This window comes from Phytohabitans kaempferiae (genome assembly GCF_042433955.1).
Taxonomy (GTDB): Bacteria; Actinomycetota; Actinomycetes; order Mycobacteriales; family Micromonosporaceae; genus Phytohabitans; species Phytohabitans kaempferiae.
The window spans coordinates 25,954-42,697 of sequence record NZ_JBHLUH010000042.1 but is presented as its reverse complement, the minus strand read 5'-3'; the positions used below and the strand labels follow the sequence as shown (position 1 = coordinate 42,697).

The window sequence follows — 16,744 nt, the reverse complement described above, 5'->3', positions numbered from 1 at the left end:
CCCCGAGCGGGGTGCCGATGGCGCGGCATCATAGCGCAGACATCGACGCACCGGATTACCTCGCACGGCGAGTCAGCCGGACAGCTCGCGGACCTGCGTGACGGCCCGGTAAAACCATCTCGCAACGCTGTACCGAACGTCCGGTCCAGTGTAACGTCCCCTCCACGCCCGCACGGGGCGTGGTCGGCGACTCGCCGCACACGCCCGGCGCCCGGCGCTCGCCCGGTGCCAATATGCGTCATTTGCGATATCCCTGGTCTGCACAAGAAGGGCAATTCATATGCGTCGACTATGGGGAGCCGCGTTGGCCGTAGCCCTGGCCACCGCCGGATGCACCACCGGCGCGGAGTCGGGCGGCTCCGGAAACACCGACACCCTCACCATCGCCGTAGGCGCCGACATCGACACGTTCGACCCGCAGGCGCAGGTCTCGGCGAGCGTCATCCAGCGCCTCCAGCAGGTCGTCGAGTCCCTCACCAAGCTCGACGTGGACGGCACGCTCACGCCGTTGCTGGCCACCGAGTGGGAGTCCGCGCCGGACGGCATGAGCTGGGAGTTCACCCTGCGAGAGGGCGTGACCTTCTCGGACGGCACACCACTGAACGCCGCCGCCGTGAAGTTCAGTCTGGACCGGGTGAACAGCCCAGACACGGTCAAGGCACGGCCGGACGCGCTGGTCGTCATCAAGAGCACCGAGGTCATCGACGACACGCACGTACGGATCAACCTGAAGTCCAAGTACCCGGCCCTGCCGCGGGCGCTGTCCCTGCCGGTCGGCGGGATCGTCTCCCCCGACGGCACGCGAAAGGCGCCGAACAGCGTCCAGCAGGTCGTCGCCCCGGTCGGCACCGGGCCGTACGTGTTCCAGGAGAACGTGAAGGGCGACCGCCTCACGCTCACCGCCAACCAGAACTACTGGGGCGACAAGCCCACCTTCGCCACACAGATCTGGAAGGTGGTGCCGGAGGCGACCAGCCGGCTCGCACTGCTGAAGTCGAACGGCGCCGACATCATCCTCGACCCGCCCGGGACCGACCTGGCCAGCCTGCGCGAGGACGACTCGGTCGAGCTGACCCTGGTAAACGCCACCAACGCCGTGCAACTGGTGATGAAGACCCAGAGCAAGCAGGCGCCCCAGCTGGCCGACCCGACGGTGCGACAGGCGCTCAGCCACGCCATCAACCGCGACCAGATCGTCAAGGTGCTCGCGTACGGCGCCGCCGAGCCGCTCAAGTCCGCGGTGGTGCCGTGGACGTTCGGGGCATGCGACGCCAACAACTACGCGTACGACCCCGCCAAGGCCAAGCAAATGCTCGCCGATGCCGGCGCCACCAACCTCAGGCTGAGGATGGGCGCACCCAACGGCCGCTACCTCAACGACTACAAGATCGGCGAAGCGGTCGCCGGTGACCTGCGCGCCGCCGGCGTCCAGGTCGACCTGGCCAACCCAACCGACTTCCCGACCTACCTGGCGACCGTCTACACGCCGCCACAGGACGCGGCCCTCGACATCTACATCATGGGCCTGGGCTCGGTGTTCCTGGACGGTGGGCACGCGCTGCGCAACTACCTGAAGGCGAACTTCCCGCCGACCGGCTACAACGGCGGCTACTACGACAGCCCAGAGTTCGACCAGATGGTCAACACCCTCAACCAGGAGGGCGACGAGACCGTCCGCGCCGGCCTGATCTGCGACGCGCAGAAGAAGCTGATGCAGGACGCTCCGGCCGCGTTCCTCTACGCCCTACAGGTGCCGGTGGCCATGTCCGCGGACCTCACCGGCCTCATCGGACACCCCGCCGGCATGATCAACCCCTCCTGGGTCAAGCCGAAGAGCTGACCGTGAGGTCAAGGCACCGGCCGGCGCCCCGCTAGGGACACCGGCCGGTGCCGTCGCCTATCCCCCGGAAACCTCGGCGCGTCCCCCGGAAACCTCGGCGCGGATCTCGTCGCTGTGCTCGCCGACTTCCGGCGGCTGGCGCCAGACCCGGCCCGGGGTCGCGGAGAGCTTCGCCGCCGCGCCTACCATCGGTGCCTCCGGGGCGAGGCGGGCGATCATCCCGCGCTCCTCGGCCAGCCGCATCGCCTCGTCGAACGTGGCGACCAGCGTGACGCAGACGTCCTCCCCTTCCAGCAGCGCGACCGCCTCCGCGCCGCCGCGCGCCGCGAACCACCCGGCGAGGTGGTCGGCGACCACCTCCGCGCGGGCCGGATCGCGATGCGCGCCGGTGAGGTCCGCCCGACCGGTCCGCCGCATCAGCTCGTCGTAGAACCACGGCTCCAGCGCACCGACGGCAACCCAGCGCCCATCGGCACACCGGTACACGTTGTACTGCGGCAACTGACCGGAAAGGAAGAAGCTGCCGGCGCGAAGGTCGGCATCCCGGGCGAAGTACAGACTGGCGGCATGGGTCAGCAGCGACAGCGTGCCGTCGACCATGGCCAGGTCGACGCGCTGCCCGACGCCGGACCGCTCCCGGTGCAACAGCGCGACCATGACGGCGTACGCGGCCATCAGCCCACCGCCGGCGAAGTCGGCCACCAGGTTGATCGGGATGACCGGCCGCCCCTCCCGATCGGCGATCAGCTCCAGCACACCGGTCTGTGCCAGGTAGTTGATGTCGTGGCCGGCCGCCTGGGCCCCCGGCCCGTCCTGCCCGGCACCGGTCAGCGAGCAGTACACCAACCGAGGGTTGAGGGCGTGGCAGGCCGGCCAGTCGACGCCGAGGCGAGCCGCGACCCCGGGCCGGAACCCTTCCAGCAGCACGTCGGCGCCGGCGATCAGCCGGTGCATCACCGCCCGGTCCTCGCCGGACTTGAGGTCCAGCATGATGCTGCGCTTGTTGCGCCGTAGGCCGGCCAGCCGGCTCACGGACGGGTCGCGCTCCAGCTCCCAGTACACGTTGGTCTCGGCGCCGCGGGTCGACCCGCCCGGCGGCTCGACCAGGATCACGTCGGCGCCGAAGTCCGCCATCAGCATCGAGCAGTACGGCCCGGGAGCCTGGCGGGACAGGTCGAGCACCCGTACGCCGGCAAGCGCACCGCCCACGGAGGCGTCGCCGGCACTCACAGCCGCTCCACGACGAGCGCGTTGGCCAGGCCACCGGCTTCGCACATGGTCTGCAGGCCGTATCGCCCGCCACCGCGCTCCAGCCCGCCGAGCAGGGTGGCCAGCAGCCGCGTGCCCGAGGCTCCCAGCGGATGGCCCAACGCGATCGCCCCGCCGGACGGGTTGAGCCGGTCGTCCGGCACGCCGAACTCCCGCTGCCACGCCAGCGGCACGCACGCGAACGCCTCGTTCACCTCGCACACGTCGATGTCGGTCGCGTCCAGCCCGGCCTTGGCCAGCACCTTGCGGGTAGCCGGCAGGACCGCGGTCAGCATCAGCAGCGGGTCGTCGCCGGCGACCGCGGTGGCGTGCACCCGGGCTCGCGGGCGCAGTCCCAGGCGCTCGGCCGCCCGTTCGCTGACCACCAGCGCCACCGACGCGCCGTCGGTCAGCGGCGAGGAGTTCCCCGCGGTGACCTGCCAGCCGATCTCCGGGAAGCGGACGCTGGCCGCGTCGTCGTGGAAGGCCGGCTTCAGCCCGGCGAGCGCCTCGGTGGTCACGCCCGCCCGGATCGTCTCGTCCCGGGCGACCGTGGCCTCCCCGGTCACGACCGGCACCAGCTCACCGTCGAACCAGCCCTCTGCCTGCGCGGTCGCCGCACGGGCCTGTGAGCGGGCCGCGTACGCGTCCATCGCCTCCCGGTCCAGCCCGAACCGCGCGGCGACCAGCTCGGCCGACACTCCCTGAAGGACCAGCCCTTCTGGGTAACGGCGCGCGACGCCCGGGCCGTACGGGTCGCGGTCGAGCCAGTTGGACCACATCGGCGCGCGGCTCATCGACTCCACACCACAGGCGATCACCACGTCCTGGGCGCCGCTGGCAACCGCGTGCGCGGCGAAGTGGACCGCCTGCTGGCTCGAGCCGCACTGCCGGTCGATCGTCGTGGCCGGCACGCTCTGCGGGAAGCCCGCGGCGAGCACCGCCTGCCGGGTGATGTTCATCGCCTGCTCCCCCGCCTGGGTGACGCAGCCGCCGATCACATCGTCCACATCGGACGGATCGAGGCCGGCCCGGGCCACCAGCGCGATGAGCGCGCCGGCGAGCAGGTCGACCGGGTGCACACCGGACAGCGCCCCGCCCGGCTTGCCCTTGCCAGAGGGCGTGCGTACCACGTCGACGATCAGCGCCTCAGCCATGCCGGCCCCCGGCGAAGGCGTCCGCCCACTCGTACCCGCCGACGAGTTCGCGGGCGGCGACCAGGTACTGGATGGTGGGCGGTCCCTCCTCCAGCCAGTTGAGCCGCGCGTCCCGGTAGAGCCGCTCGATCGGCGTGCGTCGGGTGTAGCCGATGCCGCCGTGTACGAGCAGCGCTCGGTCGGTGACCCGGCCGACCGCCTCCAGCCCGAAGAGCTTCACCAGCGACGCCTCCAACGGGATGCGCTGGCCGGCGTCCCACTTGCGGGCGGCGTCGAGCAGCATGTGCCGCAGCGCGTACACGTCGGTCGCCATCTCGGCCAGGTAGCGCTGCACCGCCTGCCGGGCGGCGATCGGCTTGCCGAACGTCACCCGCCGGCGCGCGTGTTCGAGGCTCAGATCGAGGGCCCGCTGCGCGGTACCCAACGAACTGGCCGCGATGAACACACGGCTGATCTCCAGCGCCCGCTCCAGGTGGGCCTGCCCCTCCCCCTCGGCGCCGATCAGGTTGGCGGCCGGCACCCGTACCCCGTCGAAGGTGAGCACGCCGTGCTCGCCGCCCTTGCAGCCCATCGTCTCCGGCAGCGGCTCGATGGACAGGCCCGGCCGGTCCCGCTCCACGACCAGAGCGGACACCTCGGTCGGCGAGGTTCGCGCGAACACGATGAAGTGCGACGCGATGTCCGAGTTGGTGATCAGCCACTTCTTCCCGGCCAGCACGTAGACGCCGCCGTCCCGGGTCGCGGTCGTGCCCAGGTCGGCGCCCGTCCCGTGGTCCGGCTCGGTCAGCGCGAACGCCACCGACGTCTGCCCCGTCACCGTCCCCGGCAGGATCGCCGCGCACTGCTCCGGCGAGCCGATCTCCGACAGCGCGTGGGCGAACGAGTTGTGCACGTGCACCAGCACCCGGATCCCGCCCTGGACCTTCGCGAACTCGGCGATGATCGGCAGGTACTGCTCGATGGTCAGCCCACTGCCGCCGTACCGGGCCGGCACCAGCAGACCGAGCGCGCCCATGTCGCGCAGCATCGGCATCAGCCGGTCCATCGGCATCGACTCGTTGTCTTCGATCTCGGCTTCCAGCGGGTCGAGGTCGCGCCAGATCGCGGCGAACACGTCCCGCCGGAACTTCTCGTATTCCTGTGGGTCCATCGGCCCCTCCGTCCCGTCAGCAGCATCCCGATCGGCCGCGCGAGGACGGGTGCGGCCGTGCGAGGCACACTAACAGACATTGGACCGACCGTCCGGTCTAGTCCGGACGATCGTGACGGACCCGGCGCGGCGCGGCCGCCGGGTCGATCGCCTGTAGCAACGCGGTCGCCGCGCCGGTCAGCCGCCGCCCGCGCGGCCAGACCGCACGCAGGGTGCGCGCCAGGGACAGGCCCTCCACGGGTACGGCGACGAGGTGCCGCGTGGCCAGTTCCGCCTGGACGGCGTACCGGCTGAGCACCGCCGGCGCGCTGCCCGCCACGGCCGCCCCCTTCACAGCGGCGTTCGACCCCAGGGCCAGATGGGCCGGCACCGGGTCGAAGTCGCGCAGGGCCGCCTCCAAAGTGTCCCGAGTGCCAGAACCGACCTCCCGGACCACCAGCCGCGTCGCGGCCAGCTCGCTCGCCCGCAGCGGCCGACGGCGGCGGGCCCACGGGTGACGCGGCGACACCACCACCATGAGCTCGTCGTGCCCGACCGTCCGGTGCTCGAGCCCGGCCGGCACACTCGGGCCCTCGACAAACCCGATGTCGACGCTCTCGTCGACCAGCAGCAGCCGGGCCACCTCTGCGGAGTTGACCACGGTCAGGCCCACCCGCACGTCCGGCTCGCGCAGACGCAACTGGTGCAGCCAGCCGGGCAGCAGCGTCTCGGCGACGGTCATACTCGCCGCGATGCGCAGCTGTGCCACCCGCGCCTCGCGCAACGCCGCCAGGCTCGCCTGGAACTCGTCGGCCGCTTCCAGCAACCGCACCGACCAGCCGACCATGACCCGGCCGTCGTTTGTCAGTGTCGAGCCGCGCGGCGTGCGTACCACCAGCGGCAGCCCCACTCGGCGTTCCAGTGCGCCAAGACGCTTGGTAGCCGAGGGCTGGGCCATACCCACGGCCCGGGCAGCCTGGCCGAGACTGCCGAGCTCCGCCACGCGTACCAACAACCGCAGGGACTCAAGATCCGGTAGCTGACTCATAGCCACAGGCTATGGGGTGGCCCGCGACCAGGCACTACTCCCCGGACTGTGATCCACCCAGCCTGAAGACATGCCCCTGCGCGAGCGGACCGGCCCGGCGGCCGCCACGAACCGGCTCCGGGCCGCCGCACCCGGGCTGCTCCTCGCGGCGGGCGCGGCGCTGGCCGGGTACGGCGTCAACCGCCTCGCCAGCCCGGCCAGCCCGATGATCGTGGCCATCGTCCTCGGCGTACTCCTGCGTGCCGTAGGCGGCTACCACGACCGGCTGCGCACCGGGCTCGGCATCGCGTCCCGCACCCTGCTGCGTGCCGGTGTGGTCCTCCTCGGGCTGCAACTCGCCCTCACGGACATCCGCCGGCTCGGCCTCGGCCCTACCGCCGTCGTGCTGTTCAGCGTGGCCGCCGGCTTTCTGGCAACCCGGTGGTGCGGGCGCCGCCTTGGGCTGAGCCCGGCCCGCGCCCTGCTGGTCGCCACCGGTGTGTCGATCTGCGGCGCGTCCGCGGTAGCCGCGATGAACCAGGTCGCCGACGGCGACGAGGAGGACACGGTGACCGCCGTCGCGGTGGTGACCGTGCTGGGCACGCTCTGCCTGGCGGTGGTACCTCTCCTCGGCCTGCTGCTCGGGCTGGATGAGACCACGCTCGGCCTGTGGACCGGTGCGAGCGTGCACGAGGTCGGCCAGGTCGTCGCGATCGGCGGCATGGCCGGCACGGTGGCTCTGTCCGCCGCGGTGGTCGTGAAGCTGGGCCGCGTCGCCCTGCTCGCGCCGCTGGTCACGCTCGTCGCGGTCGCCCGCCGACGCGCAGGTGGCGAGAGCGGCCCCCGCCCGCCGATCCTGCCCTGGTTCGTCGCCGGCTTCGTGGCCATGGCCGCGCTGAGGGCCACCGAACTGGTGCCGGATCCGGTCCTGCACGCCGCCGCGGCATCCTCCAGCCTCCTGCTGGCAATGGCCATGTTCGCACTCGGCACCGCGGTCGACATGCGCGCCCTCACCCGCAGCGGTGGGCGCGCCCTGATGGCCGGAGCACTCGGTACGACACTGCTGGCCGGCCTGTCACTCGCCGGACTCACACTGACCGGCTGACGCCGGTCATACCACCCGACGGTCCAGCCCGCCAGTCTCCTGGGCGAGGGCGGCCACGACCCGGTCGATGTCCTCGGCGACGGTGCCCAGACCGAAGCTGATCCGCAGCAACGCCGCCGGCCCGGCACCGCAGTCGTCAGCACCCGACGCCACGGAACCGGCAAGGCGGCGAGCCAGCGGATGCGCGCAGAACTGCCCCGCCCGCACCCCGACACCATGGTCGAGCGCGAGCCGCTGCGCGACCTCGCCGACATCATGGCCGGGCAGGGCAACCGAGACGATACCCACCCGCTCATGCTCCGCGCCGAAAAGACTCACCGGCACCGCGGCCGGCACCTCTGCCAGCCCCTCCCACAACCGGGCCAGCAGATCCCGCTCACCCCTCTCCAACGCGGCCCGGTCGGCGCCCACCAGTGCGGTACACACCGCCGCGAGCGACACCGCGCCCAGCAGGTTCGGCGTACCACCCTCGTGCCGCGCCGGCCCCGTCGCCCAGGTCACCTCGCCAACACCATCGCCCACCGCCACGCTCGCGCCACCCCCACGTAAGTACGGCTCAGCCGCGTCCAGCCAATCGGAACGACCCACCAGCACACCAGCACCGAACGGCGCATACAGCTTGTGCCCCGAAAACGCCAGATAGTCCGCGCCCAAAGCCTCCATGTCGACGACCCGGTGCGGGACCAACTGCGCCGCGTCAACCACCACCCGGGCGCCGTACGCGTGGGCGACATCGGCCAGACGACGGACCGGCCAGACCTCCCCGGTCACGTTACTGGCCCCGGTCACCGCGAACACCACCTGCCCCGCGATCCCCGCCAACGCCCGCTCCAGCGACTCGACGGCCGCGTCCGGCCCCCACGGCACGGGCAGGCGCACCACAGCGGACCACGGCAGCAGGTTGGCATGGTGCTCGCCCTCGAACACCACCACCGTCACGCCCGCCGGCAAAACCCGGGCCAGCAGGTTGAACGCGTCCGTCGTGTTACGAGTGAACACGACCGCGTCACCAGCCCGGGCACCGACAAAATCACCAACCGCCTGCCGGGCCACCTCATACTCCAAAGTGGACTTACCGGAACGCACACCAGCGCCGCGATGCACACTGCCGTACCACGGAAGCATCCCCTCCACCGCATCGGCCGCGGCCCGAACGCACGGCGCGGACGCCGCGTAGTCAAGATGCACGAAGCGCGCCTTCTCCCCCGAACGCAACCGGACCGGCAGATCAGCACCGACAACATCGAGCAACACGGAAAGCCCTCCAAGCTCACGCTTACCCGCGACGCGGCTCGGCCGCGGGCCTGGTCGTCACCCGGGGCACCCCACCGTGAACACGAGGGTTGCCGGTCAGCGAGCCGGGGCTTGACGCTGACACTCTTGACCGCCACCGAACATACCACCCGGCGGATGCAGCATGAACGGAGGCTTCGCTACCAAGATCCGTCGGTGCGGATCCCTGCTGTGAACAGGTTGGTGTTGCGCCGGGCTGTCTCGCTGTGGTCGGGCTGGCTCAGCTTGTACAGCGAGTCGGTGCGCTGCGCCCGGCACTGGCCGCCCGCGGTGTTCCCGAGGCGATCTACGTGCACAGACCACACGACTGCGCCGGCATCACCGGCTCCAGCCCGGCACACGACACCAGATTCGGATCGTCAAACGATGCGCGGACCATGCCAGTGTCATGTAGTAACCTCACCCGCGAGATGCCCTCTCAACTGGACGATCAAAGCGTGAAGAACTTCGATCTTCCCCAGCTCGGAGGGCACCATCGCGTCCGGCACGCCGATCCCGCACCACATTCATCGGTGGATCAAGGCTAAGACGTCCTGGGGCCAACCTCACCCGCCGCGGCGAGGTAGGCGAGCACCACGGGCCGCTCGTCGTCCCGGCGAGCAGCCACCGCCAGCGCGGACGGAGAGAGGCCGCGGACCGGCACGGCGATCACCTCGTCCCGGACGACCAGCGGGGCGTTGCCGGTAGCCAGCAGCACCACCCGCGCACCGTTGGCGACCGCCTCGTAGGTCTCCTCGGCGCTGCCTATGACCCCGCCGATCCTGGGCTCGCGGCCGTTTCGGGCATCCAGGGCCAGCCAGTAGTCCCGCAACGGTCCAGCCTCCGGCGGGAGGGCCAGGAAGGGCTCGTCGAGCAGGTCGGCGAAGTCCACTGCCCCGTCGCGGTCGGAAGCAGCCCGCGCCGCCAGGGAGTGTCCTTTCGGGAGGGCGACCAGCCGCCGCTCGCGGGCCACCACCGCGTACCGGTAGTGGTCGCCGTCCGGCAGAGGCATCCAGACGAAGGCGACATCGCTCGACCCGTCCGCCAACCCAGCGCTGGGATCGGCCCAGTTGACTTGGCGCAGGACAGGCCGGAAGCCCGGATACCGGGAGACCAGCCGGGCCCGCAGGGCGGGCAGCAGCCCACGGCCCGGGCTGGTGGACATGCCGATCACCAGGGCACACCTCTCGGCGGCCTTCGCGGCCGCCACCGCCGCCCGTGCGGCCTCCCAGCCGGACAGCATTGTGCGAGCGTGCGGCAGCAGGGACTCCCCCACAGCGGTCAGCCGCACCGTCCGCCGGTCCCGTTGGAACAGGACCGCACCGAGCTGCTTCTCCAGCATCCGTATCTGCTTGCTCAGTGCGGGCTGAGAGACGAACAGCCGCTCAGCGGCCCGCGTGAAGCTCAACTCCTCGGCGACCGCGGCGAAGTAGCGCAGATCGCGCCCATGGACGTCCATAACCCATGGTTATCACGGCCGATCTTGGACGTGTCGCCGCGCCCGGCGAAAGATGGGACCTGTCGACGGTGAGGCCCGGACGGCAGTTGACGAGGGAACGGCAGTTGACGAGGGAGAGGTACATGACCGCGAACGCCAAGGTCTGGCTGGTCACCGGCGCGAGCAGCGGCTTCGGCCGGGCCATCGCGGAGGCTGCGGCCGCCGCCGGCGACATTGTGATCGGCACGGCACGGCGGACCGAGGCGCTGGACGACCTGGTCGCTGCGCACCCCGACCAGGTGGAGGCGATCAGCCTGGACATCACCGACAGCCAGCGGATCGACGCGGCGGCGGCCGACATCCTGGCCCGCTACGGCAGGGTGGACGTACTGGTGAACAACGCTGGCCGTACGCAGGTCGGGGCGTTCGAGGAGACCACCGACCAGGAGCTGCGCGCCTTGTTCGAGCTGCACGTCTTCGGCCCGGCGCGGCTGACCCGGGCGCTGCTGCCGCAGATGAGGCAGCGGGGCAGCGGGTCGATCGTGAACATCAGCAGCATCGGCGGGCAGCTGTCCTTCGCCGGGTTTTCCGCCTACAGCGCGACCAAGGCCGCCCTGGAGCAGCTGTCAGAGGGCCTGGCCGACGAGGTGACGTCGTTCGGCATCAAGGTGCTGATAGTGGAGCCCGGCGCGTTCCGCACCAACCTGTTCGGCAGGGACGCGGCCTACTTCTCGAAGGAGAACCCTGCGTACGCGGCGACGGTCGGTGCGACCCGGAAGATGGTGCAGGGCAGCGACGGCAGCCAGCCCGGCGACCCGGCGAAGGCCGCGGCTGCGATCCGGCTGGCCCTGGCCGCTCCGAAGACCCCGCTCCGGCTGGCCCTCGGCGGCGATGCGGTGGACATCCTGACCGCGCACCTGGACTCAGTCCGCGCCGAACTCGCCGAGTGGGAGAAGGTCTCCCGGGGGACCGGTTTCGACACGGAGTGAGCGCCCGAGTCCGCTCGCGCCGCAGCGTCACTCGTCCCGGTCGATGGCGTTCCTGGCCGCCCGCGCCCGGTCGAAGAGCATCCGTGCGCGTTGTAGGTCGCCCATGCGCGGGCGCCATGATGAATTCGAGGTAGTCGATCATTCGCGGGTATGGCGGCCGTACCGGCTACCTGCGTCGCCGCCGCGGCCAGCGGTGGTGCGGTCAGCGACCCCTTCGACTGCGACATCGCTGTGATCAGCTCGTCCTTGATCGTCTCGGCCGGGAGAACACCAACCGGCGATACGTCTACACCTACCCGTCCCGCAAGGCCGTTACGGCCGTGATGGGCAAGGTCAAGACGTGGACCCGGCGGACGAGCACGAGCCTGTCGCTTGACGTCCTGCTCATCCAGCTCAACCGGATGCTGCGGGGCTGGTGCGCCTACTTCCGGCCCGGCGTGTCCAAGGCCACCTTCCAGTACCTGAGCTCCTACACCTGGGACCGGGTGATCAGATGGCTGCGCCGCAAACACCGCCGGATAAAACTGGAAGGACCTCCGCCGCCGCTACTGCTCCGGCGGCTGGTGGCCCACCACCGGGGACAGGGAACTGTTCAACCCGGCCACGGTGTCGATCACCCGATACCACTACCGGGGATCAGTCATCCCCAGCCCCTGGCCAGGCAGATGACGAACAACACCGTCCATACCGGACTTGCGGAGCGCCCGGTTCCGTGAAAGCGGCACGCCGGGTGCGGGAAGCGGCCCGCAGAAACGGACCGGTCGAAAGACCAGCACCGCGCTTCGGGCCGACTTTCACACCCACATCAGCTCCGCGATGCAGGACCTAGCCGCGGCGCGGCCGTGGCTCCACGTGATCCAGTTACCGGCCTACGCGCCGGAGCTCAACTCGACCGAGGGCGTCTGGTCCCACGTCAAACGCAGCCTGCGCAACCTCGCCGTGACCGGCGTGGACCACCTCGCCGCTGTGGTGAACAACCGGCTCAAACGAATTCAGTACCGGCCCGACCTGCTGAACAGCTTCCTCACTCACACCGGTCTGAGCCTCGACCCCGAACTACCGTAACCCTGACCATTCAACCTCTGTAGCGCGGCTGCTGGCCGGGCTGTTGGCACAGGCGCGTACGGTCGCTGTCGAGCCTTCCGCAGATGTGTCCCGGGCAGCGTAGGTAATCGCGCCGAAGGGGCGGAATAGAAGGTCATCGATCAGGTTTCCCGGTCACCGGTCACCACCGCCATTCGCTACACGTGAGCCACCCAGCCCGAAGCGCGGCTCCGCGCCACTCCACTAAGCAATTTCGCGTTATCCAATCGTGACATTGTCGCTTCCGTGATGGAATTCATGTCAGCTTGTCCGCCTTTCGGTGCAGATGGCCTAATCCGGATGTCACCCTGCGATCAGATTTTATGTCCAGCTATTGACAGTTATAAACAGGGCAGGAAAGCGCATTCATCATCGATTGGTTACGATGTCAATGCGGCTGGAATGGCGATCATCGGGACTGGCAGCCCAATGGTTGCCTTGGCATGCCGTCAGTCCCGTCCATTGCGAAGGAGGGAAACCGCGTGCGGACACAGACAGGCGTAGTCCATCGAGGGCTCCGGTTCGTCGGCGCAGCGGCCATCACGCTAGCGCTCGCGCTCAGCGCAAGCGCTGCACCGGCCCACGCCCAAGATGCTGCTGGGTCTACCGTCAAGAGTCTGATCATCGAAGGGCAGTACACAACGCTTTCGCTGACCTTCGACAAGGGCATCTCGAAGGCGGAGGCAGACAAACTGCAAAACGTTTTCGCGGTGTCATCGAAGCAGGTCCGGAACGCTGGCATGGTTGCCATGGCTCCATGGCCGTTGAACTGCGGGGAAGGGGCCAACTTCCAGGACAGCAACGGCACCTTCAGTGTCCAGTACAACTGTGCCAGCACTCGAACCCTGCCATGGGGATACCGAATCTCGGCAGCAGTGCAGGCCATCGTGGTGGGTAACGTCAACGAAACTGGCCTACGCTGGTGGCTCAACGGAGCCGCAAAGCCGCAGAACGCCCCGCACAACGTTCCCCCTTCCTACACCATCCATGGCACGATGACTCCGGTAATTTCGTACAGCTACGTTGATTACCAGGACTACATGACCTTCCGACACAACGTCGGATCGGGTGGCACTGGTACACTGACTTTCGCAGGAAGCCTGGCACTCACCCAGTAGCGAGGAAAAAAATCAACGCATTGGTTGATCGCGTGCGCGTCGTGGCTCAGGCGATTCTCGATCGCCTGGGCCACGACGGTCCCGCTTGGCGTATTCACGGGATAGAGCCCCAGGGTGCTGCAAGAATTGCGCCAGAAGACGGATTGACGCTAACGTTCGAGTCAATATATCCGCCGGGCGCGCCGGTTCCACCACAATACCCAGAGCCGTCGAATCTTTCCGTTGTTCTTGATATTGACGGAGAATCCGAAACGGAAACGGTGACGGTCTACTACTCCTTGGATGTACCTGAAGCGGAAGCCATTGCGGCGATGGCATCGCAGATCCAAGATCATGCAGTAGAAGCTGCGTGGGGACAGCCGTTGCCCCGGTGTCCTGGACACGCACATATGCTCACCGCAACTGTCGTTGATGACATCGCGGTCTGGCAATGCCCGATCACGCCAGGGCACCACCGCGAGCCCATCGTATAGAAACACATTCCGATCTTGACGGACCTGCGTGCTGCCCACCGAAGCCAGACGACGACGGTCGGCCCGCCCGCGCATGCCCGCCTGCCCTGACGCGGCGGCTCGGGTCTGCGGATCGTCCTGGTGAGCGCAAGGCGCCGGATGTGGTCCCGGCCCGCACCATCGATCCCGGCACCGACTGCCGGGCTGGTACGGGCCAGGCGGGTGCCCGGAACGCACGGGCGCCTAGTCGTTTGGCAGCGATCGGGCGCCCGCCCGATGTGGCACTTCGGCGTCCCAGCACTCATGCCGATTATCCGGGCTGCGCCCCTATCCGGGGCGTTTTCGGCTGGTTCGGCGTTCGCCTCTGGTCGCGTTCGTGATCGAGACGGTGTAGGCCGGTTCGGTATGGTCGGCCGGGGTGCAGGTCTCTTCAACAGTGAGAGCACAACAACAGCGACAACGGTGAGAACGCGGTCGGGATGGTGTGCCGGTGGGGCCGTCCGTGGCGGTGCTGCTGGCCGCGACGGCGGACGTGATCATCGGGCAGCGGTTGCCGGAGCCGGTACGGGTGGACGTATCCGCCGGTACCCGTGGGTCCGCTCTGGACGTGGAGGTAGCCACGCACGTGCAGTTGTCGGCCTGGTCGCGGGTGTTGGGTCTGATCCGGCGGCCGTGGTCCAGCCAGCCCTACGTCAGTAACGGCAGCCTCTGTCAACTTACGAACGTGTACGGGCGGTGGAGGGACGCGCGGGTACGACTGCACTGCCTTGAACCGGTTGACGCGATAGCCGTACTGCGGGACGAGGAACCACCGTGGTGAACGGACCGGTCCCCGGGCCGGAGCGGTCCGGGCGTGGCTGGGCCTACGCCGGTGTGGCGTTGGGGGCGGTGGTGTCGGTGACCGCGAACGTGGCCGCCTCCTTCATCCCCCACCCAACGCTCCCCCCGGGTGGCGTCCGCTTCCGGGCAGTGTGGTCTCTGCGGTCTGCTGGCTGCTGCCCAGCATCAGGGGGCGAGGTCAACACAGCGTACCGACGCCGAACTCATCGAAGCGGTGAAACGCATGAGAAAGAACCCGGATGGGACCGTACCGGTACGCCGCGCCGCTAAAGCGCTCGGTACCGGCCCCGACCGGGCACGGCGGCTGCTGCGCCAGGCTGGTCTACTGCGGCTGTCCGCACCGGTACCCGACCCCCCACCGCCGCCTGGGTCACCCAGGCGGCCCGCAACCTGCTCATAGACTTCGACGAACACGCCAGGCGGTTCCGGTTCCTCATCCGCGACCGCGACAACAGGTTCACGGCCGCGTTCGACGCGATGTTCGCCCCGGCCGGTATCCAGGCGCTCAAGACACCGCCGCTGGCGCCGAAACGAACGCGTTCGCGGAACGCTGGGTCCGCTCCGTGCGGACCGAGTGTCTGGACTGGGTAAGTCCGACTCGTGCCCCAACCGCCCGATACCGATGCTCAAAGCCTCTGAACGCGCCGCACCCACTGAGCCTGGTCAGGCTGTCCACATCGGAGCAGCATCCAGCGCGGGCGCATCGTCGTGCGCCCTGGCGGCCAGGTGTGGTTTCGGACGGTAGTCAATGACCGAAAAAAGCCAGATATTTCGATCTGCCGCCGATTCTGCCGAAAACCGTTGTGCCGTAAGGCATCCAGCCTGGTGCCATCCCGACCTGTGTACCGCTGACCCGGCCGCGACGACCCGCGACGGGTACCGCGCAGGCGCCGCTGGCGAGCACCAGTCAGCTCCGATACCACTCCGCCTCCGGGCGGCATCCTGGCTGCCCGCACGCGACGGTACCGCCTGGCTTACCGAGGCATGCGCGCCGTGGGAGTGTGCGCCGTACCTGCGGGTGCAGGTGGGTGACCTGCACCTGTTCATGCCCGCCGATGAGGCTCAGCGAGTCCTTGAGGACCTGTCGACGCTGCTCGCGTCGGCCACGACCGCAGAGGAGGTGACACGATGAAGCTCAATACCGACAAGCTGTTGTTGATCCTGACCGCCCTGTTCGTTGGCGGCCTCGCCTTCGTCGCGGGCGCCGTCAGCTTCGCACACATGCGGGAGCTGGCCCTCCATCACGGTCAGCTCGGCTGGAAGTCGTATGCGTTCCCGATCAGCGTTGACGGGCTGGAGATCGTCGCCAGCCTCTACCTGGTGGCGCAGCGCCGCGCGGGGCGCCCAACCGGCTGGATCCCGTGGATCGCGCTCATCGTCGGCACCCTGGCCAGCCTCGCCGCGAACGTCGCGGTGGGCGGCGCCGACCCGATCGGCAAGGCCCTCGCGGGGTGGCCGGCGGTGTCCATGTTGGTCTCGGTGAAGCTGCTGTTCTCCATGATCGACCACACCCGAGTCGATCAGCGAATGACCGTCCGGGACGATCAGCGGACGTCCCCCACCGTCCCGGACGTCCCCGGGACCGTCCAGCAGACCAGACGAGACGACCCGACGCCGTCCGGGACCGTCCGCGCCGAGCGGACAGAGGCCACCAACCTGTCCGCGACCAGCCTGACCGACGCACCCGCACAGGCGACGCTGGACACCCCGGGCGACGCCGGCCGGGGCGCGGCGGGGCGTGCCGGCGACTCGGGCCGGGTGGCGCCGGTTGACATCCGGTCAGTGGCCCACCTAGTGCCCGCGGCGCGGGCGGCCCTCGCGGTGCTGCACCGCGAGGGCCGATCCCTTTCCCGGGACGCGCTGGCCAACGCGATGCGCGAGGACGGGAACGGTGTGTCCAACGAGCGAGCGTCGCTACTCTTGAAGATCCTCAGAGCTGAGCACGATGTGACCTCGATTGTCCCGACACCCACCCAAAGCGATCCAGAATCGCTACCCGTTGCAGCAGCATGAGACGGCGTCCCGCCAACCCAGCTTGGGGCGCCG

The 16,744-nt window shown here is 69.4% G+C and carries 15 protein-coding genes and 1 riboswitch; of the genes, 9 read left to right on the top strand and 6 right to left on the bottom strand.

Annotation, left to right across the window (positions count from 1 at the left end; genetic code table 11):
- Positions 1 to 304: 304 nt before the first annotated feature.
- A complete protein-coding gene (locus tag ACFFIA_RS21650) occupies positions 305 to 1,840 on the top strand; it encodes an ABC transporter substrate-binding protein (protein WP_377253431.1) in 1,536 nt (511 codons plus the stop codon).
- A 57-nt stretch (positions 1,841 to 1,897) separates the two neighbouring features.
- Here ACFFIA_RS21650 and ACFFIA_RS21645 read toward each other — a convergent pair whose 3' ends face one another.
- From ACFFIA_RS21645 to ACFFIA_RS21630, 4 genes are all read right to left on the bottom strand, one after another.
- The gene (locus ACFFIA_RS21645; protein WP_377253430.1) at positions 1,898 to 3,070 is read right to left on the bottom strand and encodes a CaiB/BaiF CoA transferase family protein; all 1,173 of its coding nucleotides are present in this window, start codon (positions 3,068 to 3,070) and stop codon (positions 1,898 to 1,900) included.
- Positions 3,067 to 4,245 carry a thiolase family protein gene (locus tag ACFFIA_RS21640; protein ID WP_377253429.1) on the bottom strand — a complete coding sequence of 393 codons (1,179 nt, stop codon included), beginning with the start codon at positions 4,243 to 4,245 and terminating at the stop codon, positions 3,067 to 3,069. Before ACFFIA_RS21640 ends, ACFFIA_RS21645 begins: the two co-directional genes overlap by 4 nt.
- On the bottom strand, positions 4,238 to 5,395 hold the full coding sequence (locus ACFFIA_RS21635; RefSeq protein WP_377253428.1) for an acyl-CoA dehydrogenase family protein: 1,158 nt from the start codon (positions 5,393 to 5,395) through the stop codon (positions 4,238 to 4,240). Before ACFFIA_RS21635 ends, ACFFIA_RS21640 begins: the two co-directional genes overlap by 8 nt.
- Before the next feature lie 97 nt (positions 5,396 to 5,492).
- Positions 5,493 to 6,422, bottom strand: a complete 930-nt coding sequence (locus ACFFIA_RS21630) for a LysR substrate-binding domain-containing protein (RefSeq protein ID WP_377253427.1) — start codon at positions 6,420 to 6,422, stop codon at positions 5,493 to 5,495.
- A gap of 70 nt (positions 6,423 to 6,492) precedes the next feature.
- On the opposite strand from ACFFIA_RS21630, the gene ACFFIA_RS21625 reads away from it, so the two are divergent.
- Positions 6,493 to 7,506, top strand: a complete 1,014-nt coding sequence (locus tag ACFFIA_RS21625) for a YeiH family protein (protein WP_377253426.1) — start codon at positions 6,493 to 6,495, stop codon at positions 7,504 to 7,506.
- A 6-nt stretch (positions 7,507 to 7,512) separates the two neighbouring features.
- Here ACFFIA_RS21625 and ACFFIA_RS21620 read toward each other — a convergent pair whose 3' ends face one another.
- The gene (locus tag ACFFIA_RS21620; RefSeq protein ID WP_377253499.1) at positions 7,513 to 8,733 is read right to left on the bottom strand and encodes an aminotransferase class V-fold PLP-dependent enzyme; all 1,221 of its coding nucleotides are present in this window, start codon (positions 8,731 to 8,733) and stop codon (positions 7,513 to 7,515) included.
- 40 nt (positions 8,734 to 8,773) lie between these two features.
- Positions 8,774 to 8,892, bottom strand: a riboswitch (SAM riboswitch).
- 430 nt (positions 8,893 to 9,322) lie between these two features.
- Positions 9,323 to 10,237, bottom strand: coding sequence for a LysR family transcriptional regulator (locus ACFFIA_RS21615; RefSeq protein ID WP_377253425.1), 915 nt, complete (start codon positions 10,235 to 10,237; stop codon positions 9,323 to 9,325).
- Between the two features lie 122 nt (positions 10,238 to 10,359).
- Between ACFFIA_RS21615 and ACFFIA_RS21610 the strand changes: the two genes are divergently transcribed.
- From ACFFIA_RS21610 to ACFFIA_RS21580, 7 genes are all read left to right on the top strand, one after another.
- Positions 10,360 to 11,205 carry an oxidoreductase gene (locus ACFFIA_RS21610; protein ID WP_377253424.1) on the top strand — a complete coding sequence of 282 codons (846 nt, stop codon included), beginning with the start codon at positions 10,360 to 10,362 and terminating at the stop codon, positions 11,203 to 11,205.
- A 323-nt stretch (positions 11,206 to 11,528) separates the two neighbouring features.
- The gene (locus ACFFIA_RS21605; protein ID WP_377253498.1) at positions 11,529 to 11,921 is read left to right on the top strand and encodes a group II intron maturase-specific domain-containing protein; all 393 of its coding nucleotides are present in this window, start codon (positions 11,529 to 11,531) and stop codon (positions 11,919 to 11,921) included.
- Complete coding sequence (locus ACFFIA_RS21600) at positions 11,899 to 12,270, top strand: transposase (protein WP_377253423.1); 372 nt, start codon at positions 11,899 to 11,901, stop codon at positions 12,268 to 12,270. The genes ACFFIA_RS21605 and ACFFIA_RS21600 overlap by 23 nt, the downstream gene beginning before the upstream one ends.
- 500 nt (positions 12,271 to 12,770) lie before the next feature.
- Positions 12,771 to 13,406, top strand: coding sequence for a hypothetical protein (locus ACFFIA_RS21595; RefSeq protein ID WP_377253422.1), 636 nt, complete (start codon positions 12,771 to 12,773; stop codon positions 13,404 to 13,406).
- Between the two features lie 20 nt (positions 13,407 to 13,426).
- Complete coding sequence (locus ACFFIA_RS21590) at positions 13,427 to 13,879, top strand: hypothetical protein (RefSeq protein WP_377253421.1); 453 nt, start codon at positions 13,427 to 13,429, stop codon at positions 13,877 to 13,879.
- 469 nt (positions 13,880 to 14,348) lie between these two features.
- Positions 14,349 to 14,678 (top strand): hypothetical protein, encoded by a 330-nt coding sequence (locus ACFFIA_RS21585; RefSeq protein ID WP_377253420.1) that lies wholly within the window; start codon positions 14,349 to 14,351, stop codon positions 14,676 to 14,678.
- Positions 14,679 to 15,826: 1,148 nt separating this feature from the next.
- Positions 15,827 to 16,711, top strand: coding sequence for a DUF2637 domain-containing protein (locus tag ACFFIA_RS21580; protein WP_377253419.1), 885 nt, complete (start codon positions 15,827 to 15,829; stop codon positions 16,709 to 16,711).
- The last annotated feature ends 33 nt before the right edge of the window (positions 16,712 to 16,744 follow it).

Bases quoted from the DNA above. Each gene is read 5' to 3' on its own strand.
- ACFFIA_RS21640 (WP_377253429.1), bottom strand. From the start codon at position 4,245: ATGGCTGAGGCGCTGATCGTCGACGTGGTACGCACGCCCTCTGGCAAG.
- ACFFIA_RS21635 (WP_377253428.1), bottom strand. From the start codon at position 5,395: ATGGACCCACAGGAATACGAGAAGTTCCGGCGGGACGTGTTCGCCGCG.
- ACFFIA_RS21630 (WP_377253427.1), bottom strand. From the start codon at position 6,422: ATGAGTCAGCTACCGGATCTTGAGTCCCTGCGGTTGTTGGTACGCGTG.
- ACFFIA_RS21625 (WP_377253426.1), top strand. From the start codon at position 6,493: ATGCCCCTGCGCGAGCGGACCGGCCCGGCGGCCGCCACGAACCGGCTC.
- ACFFIA_RS21615 (WP_377253425.1), bottom strand. From the start codon at position 10,237: ATGGACGTCCATGGGCGCGATCTGCGCTACTTCGCCGCGGTCGCCGAG.
- ACFFIA_RS21610 (WP_377253424.1), top strand. From the start codon at position 10,360: ATGACCGCGAACGCCAAGGTCTGGCTGGTCACCGGCGCGAGCAGCGGC.
- ACFFIA_RS21605 (WP_377253498.1), top strand. From the start codon at position 11,529: ATGGGCAAGGTCAAGACGTGGACCCGGCGGACGAGCACGAGCCTGTCG.
- ACFFIA_RS21580 (WP_377253419.1), top strand. From the start codon at position 15,827: ATGAAGCTCAATACCGACAAGCTGTTGTTGATCCTGACCGCCCTGTTC.